The following is an 18,735-nucleotide window of genomic DNA, read 5'->3' as shown; positions in this document are numbered from 1 at the left end:
AAAGATATGTCGCAGATGATAACCAAGACAGAAAGCGAAAGTTATTAATACTTTTTGCAAGGAGAGCAACATTAGTTGCAACCAATTCTGTCGCGGACGATCGCAATTTTCAAATTTTCGATAGCTTAAAAATGTGTCTATTTAAGACATATTAGGTATGCATTTAAAGCATTCTTAATTTCAACTCAAAACTTGAGTTAGGTAGTAAAGATATTAAGGGCGCACGGTGGATGCCTTGGCACAGACAGTCGATGAAGGACGTGGCAAGCTGCGATAAGCCCAGATGAGGCGCAAACAGCCTTTATTAGTCTGGGATTTCCGAATGGGGGAACCTGCATGGGGTTATGCTCATGTATCCGGCAATGAACACATAGTTGCCGAGAAGACAACCCGGGGAACTGAAACATCTAAGTACCCGGAGGAAGAGAAATCAACCGAGATTGCGCTAGTAGCGGCGAGCGAAAGCGCAAGAGCCTAAACCATTGAGTGTGTTACAGCTTTGGGGCGATGCCTCAATGGTGTTGTTGGGGCTCACTGTCATACAACCCAAATTGTGTGCCGCAGTTACAAAACTTATTCATAGCAGAACAATCTGGAAAGGTTGGCCATAGAGAGTGAAAGCCTCGTATGCACAATGTTTAAGTCTGCGGATGTGAGTTCCCGAGTAGGGCCAGGCACGTGAAACCTGGTTCGAATCTGGGGAGACCACTCTCCAAGGCTAAATACTAGTCTGTGACCGATAGTGAAACAGTACCGTGAGGGAAAGGTGAAAAGCACCCCGGGAGGGGAGTGAAATAGTACCTGAAACCGTGTGCCTACAAGCAGCCGGAGCACTCTTGCAGTGTGACGGCGTGCCTTTTGTAGAATGAGCCAGCGAGTTACGGTGTGTGGCAAGGTTTAGTTAGAAAACGAGCCAAAGTGAAAGCGAGCCTTAACAGGGCGTTTTAGTCACATGCTGTAGACGCGAAGCCGAGTGAGCTATCCCTGGCCAGGCTGAAGCGGGGGTAAGACCCCGTGGAGGGCCGAACCCACTTGGGTTAAAAACCGAGGGGATGAGCTGGGGATAGGGGTGAAAGGCCAATCAAACTCGGAGATATCTCGTTCTCCCCGAAATAGCTTTAGGGCTAGCCTCGATGCGTTTCCTTATGGTGGTAGAGCCACTGGTTTTTTGCGGGGGTGTCAAAGCCTGCCAACGAAAGCCAAACTCCGAATGCCATAAGGTTAGAGCTCGGGAGTCAGACCGCGTGGGATAAGCCGCGTGTTCAAAAGGGAAACAGCCCAGATCGCCTGCTAAGGTCCCTAAGTTTATGCTAAGTGGCAAAGGATGTGCGTTTGCCTAGACAACCAGGATGTTGGCTTAGAAGCAGCCATGCATTTAAAGAGTGCGTAATAGCTCACTGGTCGAGTGGACATGCGCCGACAATTAACGGGGCTCAAGCATAACACCGAAGCAGCGGACTAATTTATTAGTGGTAGGGGAGCTTTCTGTGTACGTTGAAGTTCAACTGTGAGGTTGGGTGGAGAGCACAGAAGTGAGAATGCTGGCATGAGTAACGAGAGATGGGTGAAAAACCCATCCGCCGTAAGCCCAAGGGTTCCTGGGGAAGGCTAATCCCCCCAGGGTTAGTCGGGAGCTAAGCTAAGGCCGAGAGGCGTAGGCGATGCACAACAGGTTTATATTCCTGTACCACTGCGGGTCGTTATACCGATGGAGTGACGGAGAAGGGCAGCCGAGCGGGGTTCTGGACGTCCCCGTGAAAGCGTGTAGGGAGATTTCGCATGGAAATCAGCGGAATCGCTAATCTCGAGACGTGAGACGAAGCACACTGGTGTGAAGTCGGTCATCCCATGCTTCCGAGAAAAGCTTCTAGGAAGACTTTGCAGTGCCCGTACCAAAACCGACACAGGTGGGCGGGTAGAGTATACCAAGGCGATCGGGAGAACTAAGTTTAAGGAACTCGGCAAAATGACCCCGTAACTTCGGGAGAAGGGGTGCCGCTTGTTGTGATGAGACTTGCTCTTTGAGCGATGGGCGGCCGCAGTGAATAGGCCCAAGCGACTGTTTATCAAAAACACAGGACTCTGCTCTAAGTCGTAAGACGATGCATAGGGTCTGACGCCTGCCCGGTGCTGGAAGGTTACGTGGATGGGTTAGCTTTTAGCGAAGCCTTGAAATTAAGCCCCAGTAAACGGCGGCCGTAACTATAACGGTCCTAAGGTAGCGAAATTCCTTGTCGGGTAAGTTCCGACCTGCACGAATGGCGTAACGACTTGGGCGCTGTCTCAAACTTAGACCCGGTGAAATTGCATTGTCCGTGAAGATGCGGACTCCCTGCGGAAGGACGGAAAGACCCCGTGAACCTTTACTGCAGCTTGGCATTGACATCTGGTACAGCGTGTAGAGGATAGGCAGGAGACTGTGAAGTGGGGGCGCAAGCCCTCATGGAGTCACCCTTGGAATACTGCCCTCGCTGTGCTGGCTGTCTAACTCGCGGCCGTGATCCGGCGCGAGGACCGTGCCAGGTGGGTAGTTTGACTGGGGCGGTCGCCTCCTAAAATGTAACGGAGGCGCGCGTAAGGTCCACTCGAGACGGTTGGCAATCGTGCTTGAGAGCGCAAGAGCGTAAGTGGGCTTGACTGCGAGACCTACAAGTCGAGCAGGTGCGAAAGCAGGCTCTAGTGATCCGGCGGCCCCATGTGGGAGGGCCGTCGCTCAACGGATAAAAGGTACTCCGGGGATAACAGGCTGATCTTGCCCAAGAGTCCACATCGACGGCAAGGTTTGGCACCTCGATGTCGGCTCATCGCATCCTGGGGCTGTAGCCGGTCCCAAGGGTATGGCTGTTCGCCATTTAAAGCGGTACGCGAGCTGGGTTCAGAACGTCGTGAGACAGTTCGGTCCCTATCCTCCGCAGGCGCAAGGGAATTGAAGGAAGCTGCCCCTAGTACGAGAGGACCGGGGTGGACGTACCTCTGGTGTAGCGGTTGTTGACCAACAGCATCGCCGCATAGCTACGTACGGAATGGATAACCGCTGAAAGCATCTAAGCGGGAAGCCACACCTAAGATGAGTTCCCTTTTTGGTAAGGACCCTTATAGACTATGAGGTTGATAGGGCGCAGTTGTAAGTACAGTAATGTATTCAGACGAGCGCTACTAATTGTCCGAGCTTTTTATTACCTAACATTTTTATATGCATCGATTTCACGTTTGACTTGCGATTGTTCATCTTGTGCCGTATCATTTAGATACTTTGCGCCTATGCAGATGTCAAGGTGCGCTAATTGATAAAAGAATATCTTGAGTTAGCGGAACCATAGAGAAGGGGATCACCTGAACCCATTCCGAACTCAGTCGTTAAGCCCTTCATCGCCGATTGTAGTACGACGTTAGGTCGTGTGAGACTAGGACGTTCCGCTTACTCAGGATATTTTTTGAAAGCCAGTCAATTGAGACTGGCTTTTTTTAAACTCAAGGCACTTTATCACTCTACTGTGATAAAGTGGTTACTGCGTTTAAACTCTTTTATCTTGTTGTTCATTTCTTTTACGATTATGAAGATAAATAGATAGGATTTTAAGTGCTGGTTTTTGAATATTTATTTCATTTTGAAAGGACACTTTAAATGACGCCCATTACAGCTAGGGGATTTAGAGACATTATGCCTGAGGAAGCGCTTCTTCGTGAGCGAATTAGCAGACATGTTTCTGATGTTTTTTCTTCGTATGGCTATTTGCCCATAGAAACACCTCTTCTTGAAGAGGAGGCAACATCTAGTCTTTTAGGTGAAATATCATCAACACCTTTTTCGTTATTTGATGGCGACGGCAATCTTTTGCAAGTTAGATCTGATCTAACAATTCAGGTCGCACGACTAGTTGCTACGCGTCTTAAAAACGCCCAGACTCCAATTAGATTGCGCTACGTTGCGCCTGTTCTTCGCGAACAAGCAAGAAACATGGGCAAGTCTCGCCAATTCACTCAGCTTGGCATTGAGTTAATTGGAGCCGGCGGGATTGGTGCTGATATTGAAATTCTTTCCTTGGCGGAAAAAGCGCTTAGTGCTGCCGATGTTAAAGATTGGAAGATAGTTTGTGGCAATGTAAAAGCGATGAAAGATTTGCTTGAAGTTGCTGGAATTAAAGAGGCTGACAAAACAGAAATATTAAAGTGCGTGCACGCGTCCGACTTTGTTGATCTTGACGACAAAATTGCAACCCTGGAACTTGATGCAAAGTTGTCTTATGCCTTATCTGCCCTACCTCGCATTTGTGGTGGTGTTGAGGCACTTGATGAGGCAGAACGTCTTTTGAAAAGCGTTTCGGTTCCTGTTGAAGGAATTAGTGAACTCCGCGCACTCTTAGAAGACGATGAAATTCAAGAGTTTATCGAAAACGTGACAATCGATTTTTCAGTGATGAATTCTTTTGGTTACTACACAGGCCTCGTGTTTTCTGTTTATGCTCAAGGCGCGTCTTCTCCTCTTGGATCTGGTGGTAGATATGATGACGTGTTTTCTAAACTGGGGGAGCGTAATCTTCCTTCTGCTGGATTCGCTTTGTCGTTAGATGAGTTGGAGGATGCAGCCACAAACGAGAGCGATAATCGACCTTTGCGAATAGCAGTTCCAAAAGGGTCTTTATTCAAGGAAGCTGTTGCAGCTCTTGAAAACGCGGGATATGACACAAAGCCCCTCGAGAATCCTGGGCGTCAGTTGATAGTGCACGGTGACGGTGTTGACTATGTGATTGTGAGAGCAACTGATGCTCCTGCTTTTGTTGCTTCTGGAGGTGCTGATTGTGGAATTTGTGGTCGTGACTCCCTTGTTGAAGCGGGTCTTGATCTTCAACAACTAGTTGATTTGAAATTTGGTGGCTGTAGATTTGTTGTGGCTGAGCCTGTAGATGCTGCCGGCAAGGCAGCGCAGTCTTATTCAAGACGAGGGTCGATTCGGGTGTCAACAAAGTATCCTCGTATTACGCAAATGTATTATGACAGCATTGGAGTGCAAGCTGACATTATCACGCTTCATGGCAACATTGAGCTTGGACCCATTGTTGGCATGTCCGATAGAATTGTAGACATTACTGCAACAGGAACTACTCTTCGAGAGAACAATCTCGTTGTGGTTGATGACGTTATGGAATGTTCTGCGAGATTTTTTGCAAGCCCTGCCCGCATTCGTTGCGACAGTCGCATTCGCGAACTTGCTCGTGCATTAGAAACTTCAAGAAAGGCATAGATTATGAAAACTATAAAATTGCAAGACGGAGAGCGGCTCGAAGCAAGACAGCTCCCTCGTCAGGGAGTTTTGCCCGCTAACATCATGCAGGTAGCGCAAGATATAGTTGATGACGTCAAGTTGCGAGGAGACGAAGCGCTTCGCGAGTACAGCGAAAAATTCGACGGCGTTAAAGTTGACGACTTTTTAGTTGATTCAAAACTCATGGATGAGGCACTTTCAAAAGTTGATTCCGAGTTTGTAAAAGCAACAAGAAAAGCAGCTGCGCAAATTAGAGAATTTCATGAGCGTGAGGTCGAACAGTCTTGGTTTACAGCACGCGAAGATGGGACTATTCTTGGTGTAAAAATTACTCCAGTTTCTGCAGCAGGAGTTTATGTGCCAGGTGGTCGTGCGCAATATCCATCCACGGTGTTGATGGATTGCATTCCTGCAAAAGTAGCAGGAGTTGATAAAGTTGTGATGGTGACCCCTCCGCAGAAGGAAGGCGGCATTTCTCTATACACACTTGCTGCCGCAAAAATTGCTGGCGTCGATGATATTTATTCCGTTGGTGGTGCTCAGGCAATTGCCGCATTGGCATATGGAACGGAATCCATCCCTAAAACTTCAAAAATTGTTGGCCCTGGAAATGCTTTTGTTGCAGCTGCAAAAAGAATAGTCTCTGGTGATGTTGGAATTGATATGGTTGCAGGCCCTTCCGAAGTTTGCGTTTTGACTGACGCTTCGGCTGATGCCACTGTCGTTGCTGCTGACTTAATGGCTCAAGCCGAACATGATCCACTTGCTACTTGCTATTTGGTGACTTGCGATGAGCAATTCGCGATTAAGGTTCAAGATAGTTTTGAAAAACTTTTGTCTGTTAGTCCACGTGAAGAAATTACGAGGGCTTCTCTTGACAACCAAGGAGTTGTTGTTATTGCGTCTGACATGGAGGCTGCAATTGATGCTGTTAATACTATTGCACCTGAGCACCTTGAATTGCACTGCGAAAACGCAATGGGACTTTTAGGAAAGATAAAGAACGCTGGCGCTATATTTGTTGGTCCATGGAGTTCAGAGCCTCTTGGTGACTATGTTGCTGGCCCAAATCACACTCTCCCAACTGGAGGGACTGCTGCTTTTTCTAATCCATTGTCGGTGGAAGATTTTGTAACTCGCTCTTCGGTTATTTGCTACACACCTGAAGGCTTGATGAATGATGCGCCTGCAACACAAACTATGGCACAAGCAGAAGGTTTGTGGGCACATGCATTATCAGCTGGACTCAGACGCAAGATGATTAATGAGTCAATCAGTTCCTATGACGGAGTTGATTTGGGTGACATAAATAGAATTGCCTGGCCACAGGATTTAAAAACTCCAAGCGCAGGTGAATAAGATGACATCGCTATCTAGTCAGATGAAGACGCTCGTTGCCCCCTCACTTGTTGATTTCGAGCCCTATGATCCAAAATTCACTTCAACAAGAATAAACTTATCGGCTAATGAGAACACTCATGAGATGCCTGCTGGCACGAAAATGGCTGTTTGCGAGGCGCTCTCAAAGGTGCAGCTAAATCGCTATCCCGATCCGATGGCAAATGGCTTGCGCAAAACAATTGCTGAATGGAGACAGTGTGATTCTGCGTGCATTTGTGTTGGGAATGGGGGCGATGAACTTCTTTTCAACTTTTTGCTTGCATTTGGCGGACAGGGAAGAAAACTTCTGAATTGCCCACCAAGTTTTTCGGAATATGAACTTTTTTCAAAAATTACAAACACTGAAGTTGTGAACGTTTGGCGCAATCTTGAAACTTTTTGCATTGACGAAGAAGCTGCACTAAATGCCGCTTCAGATGCCAATTTAGTTATTCTAACTTCTCCAAACAATCCGACGGGTGATGTTGTGTCACGCGAATTTGTCTCATCTGTGTGTGAAGTGTGCCCTGGTATTGTTATGGTTGATGAGGCATATGATGAATTTTCGCGCAAAGAATTATCTTGCGATGACCTTCTTGAGAAGCACGATAATTTGATAATATTGCACACACTTTCCAAAGCGTTTGGACTTGCTGGCATTCGTTGTGGTTACATCATTGCATCTCCAGACATAATCGATGTGTTTGCCTCTGTCCGCCAAATCTATTCTGTAAATGCCCTCACTCAAGCAGTTGCTGCGGCGGTAATCGCCAACAGAGATGAATATCAAGGTGTTTGTGAAGACATTAAGTTTGAGAGACAGCGTTTGCTATCTGCTTTTAATTGCATGAGAGATGACGGGCTACCCATTGAAGTGTGGCCCAGTGAATCTAATTTCTTGCTTGTGAGAGTCCCTGATGCGACTTTTGTTCATAAACGTCTGCGCGATGAGTTTTCAATTCTTGTTCGCGATTTTAGCTCAACTACTGGTTTAAAAAATTGCCTTCGGATCGCAGTTGGCACACAAAGCGAAAACGATGAACTAATAGAAGCAATTAAAACTATATTAAGCACAAACAATTAGTTGATGTATTTATAAAATTAATTTATGTGATGAATTGGCTGAGGTGAGCCTATGTTTATGAGGCATGAACCAAATCAAGTTGATTGCTGGTTCTTTCTATTAGAAGGTTTCTTTGGCTAATTATCTAATCTTGCTATGAAGCTGTGAGGAACTGGGGAACGGATTGTCCCCTATCACGTTGAAGGAGAAATTATGGCTCGTTGTGCTGAAGTTTCAAGAAATACAAGAGAGACACAAATTACTATTGCGCTTAATCTTGATGGTGTAGGGTCATGCGCCGTTTCAACTGGAGTTGGTTTTTTAGACCACATGTTAAATGCTTTTGCTAGACATGGGCTTTTCGATTTAAAAGTGCAGGCTACAGGAGATCTTGAAGTTGATGCTCATCACACAACCGAAGATGTTGGTATTGTGCTTGGTGAAGCGTTTTTTAAAGCTCTCGGTGATAAGGCAGGCATTGCGCGTTTTGGCTCGTCAATAATTCCAATGGATGAATCACTAGTCATGGCATCAGTTGACATCTCTGGTAGGGGCCAAGCCTATTGCGACATGCCAATTCCAGCACCTCGCGTTGGAGATTTTGACACGGAACTCGCAGTTGAATTTTTCTATGCATTTGCGCGCGAAGCTAAAATAACTCTTCATGTGAAGGAGTTAGCTGGAGCGAATTCTCACCACATAATTGAGGCTGCTTTTAAGGCATGCGGCAGGGCCATGCGGCAGGCTTGTGAATTTGATCCTCGTGTAAAAGGAATTCCATCTACTAAAGGTGCTTTGTAATGAGTTTTCCTCGCATAGCTGTTGTCGATTATCACAAAGGGAACCTTTCAAGCGTTGTTAAGGGTCTCACTCGTTCTGGAGCTCATGCTTTTTCCAGCGATGATCCTAGTACTATAGCTTCTGCTGATGGTATCGTGATCCCCGGGGTTGGTTCTTATTATGACGCTGCAGAATTTCTGGGTGAATCTGGTTTAGGTGATGCGATTTTGTCATCATGCAAGGCAGGAAAACCTCTTCTTGGCATATGTTTGGGTCTTCAGCTATTGTTTGAGTGCGGAGATGAAGGCGTTTTGCCATCGAACGAAACCCTTGTTGGGGCTTCTTTGCCTCAATGTAGAGATAATGTTTGCGAGAGCCCAAAAGATCAAAGCCAATCTCTAGATGATTGTGATTCCAAAATCGATAAACGCGTTATTTCAGCTAAAGTCGAGCACTCTCATAAACTGGGGCTAGAATCGAGCCAACTTGATAGTGTTACAACCAATTTTGTAAATTCATCTCTTTACCAAACGTCATTAGAAAAAGATTTCTCTGTGGGCACTGTTTTTAGCGCTAACAGTAAGAATTTTGTTAGAGGTTTTGGTTTTATTGCTGGAGCCTGTGAAAGGCTTGAATCTAGACGCTTGAAAGTTCCGCATGTTGGATGGGACCAACTCCATCTAACTGAGCTTGGAGAGAGAAACGCACTCTTGCGCGGTGTAACCGAGGGAGCAAATGTTTATTTCACGCATTCCTACATTGCTCCTGAAAGCTGTTATGAAAAATTCGTTTTGGCAAAAACACATTATGTAAAAAGTTTTCCTTGTGTTGTTGCATCTGAAAACATCTATGGGGTTCAATTTCATCCTGAAAAATCAAGCAGTCAAGGCTTGTTAATTCTTGAGAACTTCGTTTCTATTGTGAGGGGGGCGTGTTAATGATAGTGTTTCCTGCAATTGATCTCATTGGTGGAAAAGTTGTTCGACTTGAGAGGGGCGATCGCAAAAAAGTTACAGTTTATTCTGATGACCCTCTGAATGTTGCGAAAGGTTTTTTGGAGCAAGGTGCAACATGGTTGCACGTCGTTGATTTGTCTGCCGCTTTTGAAGAAGATGAATATGCCAGAAATGCAAACACCCAAGCTATTAAAAAACTTTGCAAAGAAAGTGGTCTAAATATTGATGTTGGGGGAGGAGTGCGTTCGTTGGAAAGAATCGATGAGTTTGCTAGCTTCGGCGCAAAACGAATTGCGCTTGGAACAGTTCTCATTAAAGACCCTGAGTTTGCTGAGCGTGCAGCCAGTGAATATAAAGAATTGCTCGTTGCAGACGTTGCTTCAAAACAAGGTTTTGTGAAAATAAATGGGTGGAGAGAAAACGTTAACTTGACAAGTGGTGACGTTGTTGAAACACTTGTTTCGCTTGGATTCAAGCATCTTGTGTTCACCGACATTTCACGCGATGGCATGCAAACGGGCATTGACGTTTCGACCTACGAGCACATTTCTCGTGTTGCTGGATTTCCGGTCGTTGCTTCTGGTGGGATTTCGTCACTTGATGACATTAAGGCGCTTGTCTGTGCCGGCGATGTGGTTTTCGAAGGATGCATCATAGGACGCGCACTTTATGAAGGTGCATTTACTCTAAAAGATGCGCTCGTTGTGGCAGAAAGTGCTTGCTAGTGATCTCTCAGCTTGCAAATAGTTTTGTTTTTGGTTCAGACTTTTCGGAAGTTGTCAAGCTAGAGAATGGGTTTGTTAAAACTTTCTTCACAATGGAGTTTGCATATGTTAACTAAACGAGTAATTCCGTGCCTTGATGTCAAGGATGGTCGCGTTGTTAAAGGCGTTAACTTTGTTTCGTTGCGGGACGCTGGTGACCCTGTTGAGTTGGCGGCAGCCTATGACAAAGAGGGAGCCGACGAGGTTGTTTTTCTTGACATAACTGCAACGAGTGATTGCAGGGATACCACGATAGACATGGCAAGCAAGGCAGCCAGTGAGTTATCAATTCCCTACACCGTTGGTGGTGGGTTTCGAGACCTAGCAGGCATGCGTGCGATGGTTGCAGCTGGCGCTGATAAAGTTTCTTTAAACTCTGCAGCCGTCAAAGACCCATCATTGATAACAGATTCTGCAAATGCGTTTGGAAGCCAAGCAGTAATTTGTGCCATTGATGCGAAGCGAGTTGGAAAACCTGGGGCCCCAGGCGCTGACAAGTGGGAAGTTTTTACAGCCGGTGGCAGATGCGGAACTGGAATTGATGCTGTCGAATGGGCAATTGAAGCTTCTAATCGGGGAGCTGGAGAAATTCTGCTCACAAGCATGGATTGCGACGGAACGAAGTCGGGTTTTGACATAGCTCTCACCAGAGCTGTCGCGAGAGCGGTGCCAATTCCGGTAATTGCTTCTGGAGGTGTTGGCACTCTTGAGCATTTCGTTCAAGGCGTTGTTGAAGGTGAGGCAGATGCAGTTTTGGCAGCTAGCGTTTTTCACTTTGGGGAATTTAGCATCCGCCAGGTGAAGGAATATATGGCAAGTCAAGGCATTCCTGTAAGGCTTGACTTTTAATTGCGTGCGGTGGTTTGTCTGTATAGTTAACAGCTAAAGGGTGTAAGAGTTTTGGAACTGTTAGAGGTAGTTTGGTGTTAGCTTTGGATTCTCAACACTGGCGATGTTTGGACTTTTAGAATTTTTGAGGATGTCGACTATATCGTTTGTGCGGACGTTTGTAAGCTGTTGTTTTGAATAAATTGAAGTGATGCTAAAAAAGAAGATAGAGCTATGAGTTATGTAGAAAATATTGAAGAGTTGATTGAGGGCCTAAAGTTTGATGAAAATGGTCTAATTCCTTGTGTGGTTCAGCAGCATGACACAGGAGAAGTTTTAATGGTTGCGTGGATGAATCGTGAGTCCATTAAACTCACAGTCGAGACGAAGACTACTTGGTTTTGGAGCCGCAGCAGGCATGAACTTTGGAATAAAGGGGCAATAAGCGGTAATATCCAGCACGTTTTTGAGTTGTATTCTGATTGCGACAATGACACTCTTCTCGCAAAAGTTGATTCTCCAGGCCCAGCTTGTCACACAGGAAGCAGAACTTGTTTTTTTAATAAATTAGTTTAAGGAGTGATTATGGGAGTTAGAACTGAAAACGTTGTGGATGGAAACATTGGTGACACTCTCGAATCTCTTTCTCAAGTGATTCATTCAAGGAGAGATGCATCTCCAGAAGAGAGTTACACAGCTCGTCTTTTGACCGACGTTGAAGATGAGCTATTAAAAAAAATTGCCGAGGAGGCAAGTGAAGTTATCATGGCCTGCAAAGATAACGACCATGCTCACATTCGTTATGAGGCAGGAGATTTAGTCTATCATTTGCTTGTTGTACTCGAGAGATATGGCGTTACGCTTAATGAACTTGCTGGTGAGCTAAACGCACGTCGAAAATAGCATTTAATATTTGCTTAAGGTCGTCCTTCTGCCGTTGGTTAACATTCCTGCTGTTTATGTCTGACGCTTGCAGAGTTCGACATAGTTTTTGTGGAGCTAATGGTTGTTTTATAGTTCCCACGATTCCCATGAGCCGTCGGCTCTGGGGACATCAAATCGTCTATAGCCAATCTCCCACGCATGTTTTTGGGCTTTTCTTATGCCGTCACAGATAAATCTTGCATTGTGAGCATCTGATCCAAATGTGATTTTCACGCCTGCTTGAAAGAAGTTTTCTAAAAGCCCTTTTGCAGGATAAAAATCACATAGCCCTGCTCGAAATGAAGCGGAAGATATTTCGATTCGGCGATTTGTGTATCTCGCGCATTCTGCCATTTGACTCCACAGTTGTGATAGGTTGGATGGTGGTGCATATGTTTTAGAGAATCTCATTGGCAAGTCAGGATGTGACATTATGTCGAAATTGGCAGGACTCTCGCAAGCAGCGCACCAAGCACTCACATACTTTCTCCACACTTCATTGGGTCCCAGTTCGTCCCACACGTGTAAATCTTGTGAGTAATCAATCCAGCCGTTTCCTGTGAGGGGAGCATCGGCTGGTGCCACATTTTTGCTGCCTGGCTCACCTGCAGCAATTTCAATCTCATTACGAGTTCCCGCATCACCAATCCAATGAACACTTCCTAGTTTTACTTGTGCTTTTCTTGCCCAGTCATCTATGTTTTTTTCGCATCCTGGATACCAATCGCATTCAAATCCAAATATGAACTCAACATTCGGAGCAAAACTTTTAGCTTGCTCTTTAGCTTGTTTAAAACTGCACCTGTGCTCTTCAAGCTTTGAATAAGGAACTTGGCATTCTTGGTTAGGATCCATGCTGGCAGGCAGGGTGAGATGGTCGCTTGACACTAAAACTTTGCAACCTTGGTTGGCAGCTGCTTGCAAGTTTTCTTCAAAAGATGATTCTCCATCAGAAAAGAAAGTGTGCGTGTGGCAATCTATTAAAGCTGCTTGCATGTCTCTCCTCTTTAAGTGTTTAATCCATACAAAAAATTATAGGAGAGGACACTTAAATTCTGCGAGTACCGCCGCTTTGTGCAAATTAGGGAAACATTGCCCATTAGGTTGCTTTTTGTCTGACTGATATAATGGAGTAGTTATTTTAGTTATAGTGGGGGTATTTGTGCCAAGAACAAGGAAAATTCCTGAAAAAGTAGATATTGCACCTCTAATTGAATCTGCAATGAAAAATGATGAAGAGTTGTCAAAGCACATCCAAAATCTTGCAGGCCCAACAAGACGAGGACGTCAAATTTCTTCAACTATTGTTTTTGAAGTAGCAAATAGAGATCTTTCAAAAATTGAACCTTATGCTGAAGATATTGTTGATGGACTCAATCGTCCGGAGAGCCAAACGCGCTGGGAAGTGTTACAAACGTTGACGCTTCTTGTTGATGGGCATGCAAAAGAATGCATGGATTGCATCGAAGCCGCAGAAACAGCCCTTTTTGATGAGAACTCTGGCTCTTTGCGCTTGGCTGCGTTTGTTTTTTTGTGCAAACTGGGTGCCACAACTGAGGCTCGTAGCCGTGAGGTTTGGCCTCTCATCGATGAAGCGACTCAGTGCTGTCATGGTGACATCGAGTTCGGCGACATGTTGAATTCTCTCGTTGAGTTTTCTGATGGAAAAATCGACCCAGAAGTCGCAGGCGAGCTTGCAGAATTGATGAAGTTTGATGCAGAAAATTCGACTGGGAATTTGTTTGCCAAAAGCACAGCAATCATTGACAACTGTAAGAAAAAATCAAAAAAGAAATAACTTCTTTAACGAGAGAAAGGACCAGCATGCCAAACAAAAAATCAGGGTTAGACATGCTTTTAGATGCTTTAGCTCAAAGTAACGTTAAAATCGGTGAAGAATTTGGTCGCTCGTCTAGCGATTCTTCGCGAGATAGCAATTCGCACGATTCCTCTACAAGTCAAGGTGGCTCAGAACAAAGCCACAGCGGTGGCGGTTTTGGAGGCCACGGTGGCAACGGTGGCGGACGCTCCAACATTCTTAACGTTTCATTCAACGGACCAAAAACTAACAAAGGCAAAATTAGTCTCATAGTCGCGCTTGTTTTGATTTTGGGCGCGGCCTATTGGTGGTTTCATCCTGCGCTCAGCATTCATTCTGTTGATGTTTGGATGTTTATTCTTGTGTTTGTTGCATTGCCGCTTTGGCTTTTCTTTTCTTCACGTGTGCAAGCCTACAAACATGGACGCGGAAAAATAGAACCGAGCCCATCAAAGGAAAAGAGATTCAAAAAATTGATGTGGATACCAATTCTCATCGTTATCGCATATTTTTTGGGTCAACTTTTTTCGTTATCAATTGTTCCTGGGAATGCGGAGAGATATTCTAAAGTTATTACCACTGACACGCTCGAGTTCAAAGAAGACATTAAAGAGGTTGACTACAACCAGATTCCAGTCATCGACAGGGATTCAGCGATTCTTCTTGGCAATCGTGAAATGGGAACAATATCGGAATATGTTTCTCAGTTTGAAATTTCAGATCTCTACTCTCAAATTAACTATCAGGGAAAACCAGTTCGAGTCTCTCCTTTAAATTATGCCGATTTGTTCAAATGGTTTACGAACAAAGATAAAGGACTGCCTGCATATGCACTTGTTGACATGACAACACAAGAAGCTGACATTGTTCGTTTAGGTGACACTCCGATGTATTATTCAACAAGTGAACCACTAGAAAGAAACATTGATCGTTATGTTCAGTTGAAATATCCGACATACATTTTTGATGAAAAAAGTTTTGAAATTGATGAGAGTGGACATCCATACTGGATTTGCCCTGTTAGAAAATACACGATTGGTCTGTTTGGTGGCTACACAATCTACCGCGTTGTAATTTGCGATGCAACAACTGGTGAGACTCAAAGTCTAGCCATTGAAGATGTCCCAGAATGGGTGGATCGCTGCTTTCCGGCAAATTTGTTGATTGAACAATATAACTGGTATGGAAAATATCACAACGGATGGCTCAATTCGTTCTTGGGACAAGAAGGTGTTGTTAAAACCACACCAGGGTCAGGCAGTATTCTTGGCTATAACTACATCGCTAAAGATGACGATGTTTGGGTGTATACGGGCGTAACTTCGGCCACTTCCGACGACTCAATCATTGGTTTTGTGTTGATGAATCAGCGCACGCAAGAGTCGCATTTTTATTCTGTTAGTGGCGCAACTGAAGAATCGGCAATGGGATCAGCTGAAGGTCAGGTTCAAAACCTAAGGTATTCCGCCACATTCCCACTCTTGATTAATGTGGCTAATCAGCCAACCTATTTCATGGCGCTAAAGGACAGCGCTGGCCTTGTTAAAAAGTTTGCCATGGTCGACATCCAGCGGTATCAAAATGTTGCTGTTGGTGACACCGTTGCCCAAACACAGCAAGCCTATGAAGCGCTATTAGCAACCAATGGCCTTGTTTCAGAGGAAAACAAGCCTGCTAATGTGACGGAGGCTAGTGGAATAATTTCTCTTCTTAGTCAGGTAGTTCTTGACGGGAACACTCATTTTTATGTAATGCTTGAAGGCGACAGTAGTCTTTACGACTTTAAAATGCCAAACATGCTTGATATTGTTCGCTACAAAGAAGGTGACACAATTACGTTTGATTATGTGCGAGCTGACGGTGGAAGCCTTGAGGCATATGCTATCAAGAGGTAATCTAGCGCGGGCTTTCTAAAGCATTTTTTGAGGTGGATTGAAAAAAAGGTTTTTAGAAAATAAAGGGAATTTTGCGTGGCGACTCTTTGCAATCGCGGCAATTAGTGTCGTCACGATTTATCTTGGGTTTTTTTCGATTACAAATAAAAGCCTTGTTCACAATGGCGACATTCGTGATCGTTCAACTCCAGTAGAGGAATTCTTTCAAAAGAAAGCTGTGAAAGTTGACGACGGTGAGTGGAATGAAGTTTCTAATCACAGTGATCTTGAGAATTTTTTAGGGCCTTTAGTAAAAGATGGTGACTCAAGGATTACTTTATCTGCTGAAGTGCTTGAAATTGAAATTCATGAACTTTATTTTTACTCTAATGCAGACAACATAACAATTAAAAATCTTGAAGACGATTCCATAATTTTTGAGAGAAATGCCTCAGAACATAAACGCCTTCAACATTACTATGGCTATGGATGGAATCGTTTTTTGTGCGAACCACACACTTCCATTGAAGTAACTGTTTCGGGGCCCAACGCTGCCCAAGATTTAGACGATTTTTGCTCTAGTCTCTACTCAGAAGACGGCATAAATTTGTTACAGAAGCAGCTTGTTAAGCATTCTGTAAACATTATTTTAGGTCTAATAATTTTGCTAATTGGATTATTTTATGCATTCACACTTTTTCTTTTGAGGGCAACAAAAAAAGAGATTTCGCCGCATTATTTTTCGACTGGGACTCTTCTCATCGCAGGCGCAATCTGTTGCTTGATTGATTATCACTACACTTGTTTGATTTTTTCTGAAGTTCAGGTTGTCAATTGGATCGACTATGCTTCTCAATTGCTAATTGTTGTCTCTATTGTTGATTATTTGCGCTCACTTCTAACGAGCTCCAAATCACAAACTGTGGGTTCTTTAATCTTTGGAGCCTTGATAGTGTGTGCTGGCTTTTCTTTGATTTTAGCTGCAGCGGGAGTCTTTGGTTTAAAAGAGTGCGTCCAAATTGCTGCTCCAATAGCTATCGCTGGGATAATTGTGCTCATTGTGCTCGTTTTAATTGAAATGAGAAGTCGTTACTGGCGCGAGAACCTTCTTTTCGTTCCTTTCGCATGTGGTGTGTCAATCATGGCTTTATTTGAGATGGTTCATTATGTGATATCAGGAACGTTCTGGGTCATTTTGTTTGAAATTGGACTTTTGGTGTTTGGCATATCACAACTGCGCCTGCTCATTGTTGAGGCAAACGAAAAATTGCTTCAAGGGGAAAAGGCTGAACGCTTGCGTGCGAATTTAGTGCAAGCTCGAACACAAGTTATGTTGAGCCAAATACAGCCACATTTCTTGTATAACGTTTTGGCTTCGATCGCCCGCCTTTGCGACAAAGACCCAAAGCAGGCAAAAGCGCAAGTCCTAACTTTTGCTGATTATATGCGGGAAAACATGGACGTTTTGTCACAGGCTCGTCTAATTCCATTTAAAAAGGAGCTAGAGCACATTCGTCATTTCATGGCACTTGAAAAGATGAGATTTGGCGACGACCTTGCTTTCAAAGAAGTAATATCTTTTGATGATTTCTATGTTCCACCGCTCTGCATACAAGCAATGGTGGAAAACGCCGTTCGTTATGGTGCATGTGCGCTTGAGGAAGGAGGCACAGTTATTCTTTCAGCAATCAAAGAAGGAAATTTTGCGGTTGTAAAAATTAAGGATAACGGACCTGGTTTTAATCCCAAAAAAAGTCCAGAAGTTGGGAAGACTCACTTTGGGATTGAGAACTCGCGAAAGCGAATTGGAGCCTTCCCTGGAGCAGAATTTTCAATTGATAGCTCTCATGGAAAAGGATGCACTGTTACAATTCGCTTGCCCATCGGCTTGGAAGAGGAGTTTAATTAATGGAAATTCTCTGTGTTGATGATGAGATGCTTGCTCTTGAGCTTTTAGAGGATTCGGTAAAAGCGGCTGTGGATACTGCCAATGTGCATTCTTTTTGCAAGCCAAAAGAAGCTCTTGCATATGTGGCTAATGGGGGAGTAGTTGACATCGCTTTTCTTGACGTTGAAATGAGAGGGATGACTGGCGTAGAATTAGCTGAAAAGCTAAAGGCGACACTTCCTTTTTTGAACATCATATTTGTTACAGGATTTGGACACTATGCAACAGATGCTATGAATTTGCGAGCTTCTGGCTATGTAACAAAACCTGTCACAGTAGAAAAAATCAAATGTGAATTAAAGAACTTGCGCTATTCCGTTAAAAATTTGTGTGCCTTGTGTGCAGAGCGTGAGCAATGCAATGTTGCATTCATAGATGGAAGCTGTGATCCAAAAACTGGAGTTTGCAAAAGATTGCTGGGGTCAAACGCGCCTGCAAAAAAACTGGAAGTTCGTTGTTTCGGCAATTTTGAAGTTTTTTACAACGGACAGCCTTTGAAATTTAGCAGGGGACTTGCAAAAGAGGCTTTTGCCTACTTGATTGACCGGCGTGGTTCGTCTTGCACAATTCGTGAACTTGCTGCGGTTTTATTTGAAGATAAGCCATATGATTCAACAAGGCAAAGTTACCTTCAGTCAATAATTTCTTCATTGATGAAGACCTTTGAGTCGGTTGGTGCAAGAGAGTGCATTATCAAAAGTTACAATAGCATTGCCGTCGACGTCAATTATGTTGACTGTGACTATTACAATTTTTTGGCTAGCGACGAGTCGGAGCGAGATGGATTTTGGGGAGAGTATATGAGCCAATACTCGTGGGCTGAATTGACTGCGGCAAATTTGTCGCTTAATTTCTAGTTATTGCTAGTTTTCGTTAAAGATTAATTTAAGCTCAAATAAAATTAACAAAAGAGGAGCTTCCCTATTTGGTGGTGGTGGTGGTAGGGAGAGCTCCTTTTTTATCATGTTTACAATGCCTGGAGATTTAGACGAGGTTATTGGCATTGCCTGGGGTCTCATTTATTCTTTTCGCTATCAGCGCGACCCCATTTGCTTTAGCTATTGATTAAGCAAAACAATAAGAAACTTATCTCACGTCTCTTCAATTAATCTTTTTGGTGGCTTTATTTGAGACTT

Annotated in this window: 14 protein-coding genes and 2 rRNA genes; 15 read left to right on the top strand and 1 reads right to left on the bottom strand. The window is 44.2% G+C overall.

The window, feature by feature from the left end; genetic code table 11:
• Positions 1-203: 203 nt before the first annotated feature.
• The 11 genes from FXZ76_RS05715 to hisE all read left to right on the top strand — a co-directional run bounded on the left by FXZ76_RS05715 (position 204) and on the right by hisE (position 11,937).
• Positions 204-3,180, top strand: a 23S ribosomal RNA gene (locus FXZ76_RS05715).
• A 126-nt stretch (positions 3,181-3,306) separates the two neighbouring features.
• Positions 3,307-3,421: ribosomal RNA gene (rrf, locus tag FXZ76_RS05710) — 5S ribosomal RNA — on the top strand.
• A gap of 204 nt (positions 3,422-3,625) precedes the next feature.
• A complete protein-coding gene (hisG, locus tag FXZ76_RS05705; RefSeq protein WP_079536564.1) occupies positions 3,626-5,242 on the top strand; it encodes an ATP phosphoribosyltransferase in 1,617 nt (538 codons plus the stop codon).
• Between the two features lie 3 nt (positions 5,243-5,245).
• Positions 5,246-6,622 carry a histidinol dehydrogenase gene (gene hisD, locus FXZ76_RS05700; RefSeq protein WP_079536562.1) on the top strand — a complete coding sequence of 459 codons (1,377 nt, stop codon included), beginning with the start codon at positions 5,246-5,248 and terminating at the stop codon, positions 6,620-6,622.
• Between the two features lies 1 nt (position 6,623).
• Positions 6,624-7,727: a histidinol-phosphate transaminase gene (gene hisC, locus FXZ76_RS05695; RefSeq protein ID WP_079536560.1), complete on the top strand. Its 1,104-nt coding sequence runs from the start codon at positions 6,624-6,626 to the stop codon at positions 7,725-7,727.
• A 192-nt stretch (positions 7,728-7,919) separates the two neighbouring features.
• Positions 7,920-8,507 (top strand): imidazoleglycerol-phosphate dehydratase HisB, encoded by a 588-nt coding sequence (hisB, locus tag FXZ76_RS05690; RefSeq protein ID WP_079536557.1) that lies wholly within the window; start codon positions 7,920-7,922, stop codon positions 8,505-8,507.
• Positions 8,507-9,424 carry an imidazole glycerol phosphate synthase subunit HisH gene (locus FXZ76_RS05685; protein ID WP_079536554.1) on the top strand — a complete coding sequence of 306 codons (918 nt, stop codon included), beginning with the start codon at positions 8,507-8,509 and terminating at the stop codon, positions 9,422-9,424. Before hisB ends, FXZ76_RS05685 begins: the two co-directional genes overlap by 1 nt.
• Entirely contained in the window at positions 9,424-10,167 is a 744-nt protein-coding gene (locus FXZ76_RS05680; RefSeq protein WP_079536552.1) for a 1-(5-phosphoribosyl)-5-[(5-phosphoribosylamino)methylideneamino]imidazole-4-carboxamide isomerase, read from the top strand. The genes FXZ76_RS05685 and FXZ76_RS05680 overlap by 1 nt, the downstream gene beginning before the upstream one ends.
• Positions 10,168-10,272: 105 nt before the next feature.
• On the top strand, positions 10,273-11,055 hold the full coding sequence (hisF, locus tag FXZ76_RS05675) for an imidazole glycerol phosphate synthase subunit HisF (protein WP_079536550.1): 783 nt from the start codon (positions 10,273-10,275) through the stop codon (positions 11,053-11,055).
• Positions 11,056-11,268: 213 nt separating this feature from the next.
• Positions 11,269-11,610, top strand: coding sequence for a phosphoribosyl-AMP cyclohydrolase (hisI, locus tag FXZ76_RS05670; protein WP_079536547.1), 342 nt, complete (start codon positions 11,269-11,271; stop codon positions 11,608-11,610).
• 9 nt (positions 11,611-11,619) lie between these two features.
• Positions 11,620-11,937 carry a phosphoribosyl-ATP diphosphatase gene (hisE, locus tag FXZ76_RS05665; protein ID WP_079536545.1) on the top strand — a complete coding sequence of 106 codons (318 nt, stop codon included), beginning with the start codon at positions 11,620-11,622 and terminating at the stop codon, positions 11,935-11,937.
• 108 nt (positions 11,938-12,045) lie between these two features.
• Here the strand turns inward: hisE and FXZ76_RS05660 are convergent, their stop codons facing one another.
• Positions 12,046-12,954: a PHP domain-containing protein gene (locus FXZ76_RS05660; RefSeq protein WP_079536542.1), complete on the bottom strand. Its 909-nt coding sequence runs from the start codon at positions 12,952-12,954 to the stop codon at positions 12,046-12,048.
• A gap of 166 nt (positions 12,955-13,120) precedes the next feature.
• Here FXZ76_RS05660 and FXZ76_RS05655 point away from each other — a divergent pair, with 166 nt between their 5' ends.
• Genes FXZ76_RS05655 through FXZ76_RS05640 form a run of 4 tightly spaced genes read left to right on the top strand, consistent with a single transcriptional unit; the run spans position 13,121 to position 18,456 of the window.
• A complete protein-coding gene (locus FXZ76_RS05655) occupies positions 13,121-13,756 on the top strand; it encodes a hypothetical protein (RefSeq protein WP_079536540.1) in 636 nt (211 codons plus the stop codon).
• Between the two features lie 26 nt (positions 13,757-13,782).
• Positions 13,783-15,672, top strand: a complete 1,890-nt coding sequence (locus FXZ76_RS05650) for a Tat pathway signal sequence (protein WP_197682111.1) — start codon at positions 13,783-13,785, stop codon at positions 15,670-15,672.
• Between the two features lie 37 nt (positions 15,673-15,709).
• A complete protein-coding gene (locus FXZ76_RS05645) occupies positions 15,710-17,560 on the top strand; it encodes a sensor histidine kinase (protein WP_079536538.1) in 1,851 nt (616 codons plus the stop codon).
• Positions 17,560-18,456: a LytR/AlgR family response regulator transcription factor gene (locus tag FXZ76_RS05640; RefSeq protein ID WP_079536536.1), complete on the top strand. Its 897-nt coding sequence runs from the start codon at positions 17,560-17,562 to the stop codon at positions 18,454-18,456. The genes FXZ76_RS05645 and FXZ76_RS05640 overlap by 1 nt, the downstream gene beginning before the upstream one ends.
• Positions 18,457-18,735: the final 279 nt, after the last annotated feature.

This window comes from Phoenicibacter congonensis, assembly GCF_902386915.1.
Classification (GTDB): domain Bacteria; phylum Actinomycetota; class Coriobacteriia; order Coriobacteriales; family Eggerthellaceae; genus Phoenicibacter; species Phoenicibacter congonensis.
The sequence above is the reverse complement of the archived record's forward strand: the minus strand, read 5'-3'. Positions and strand labels throughout refer to the sequence as shown.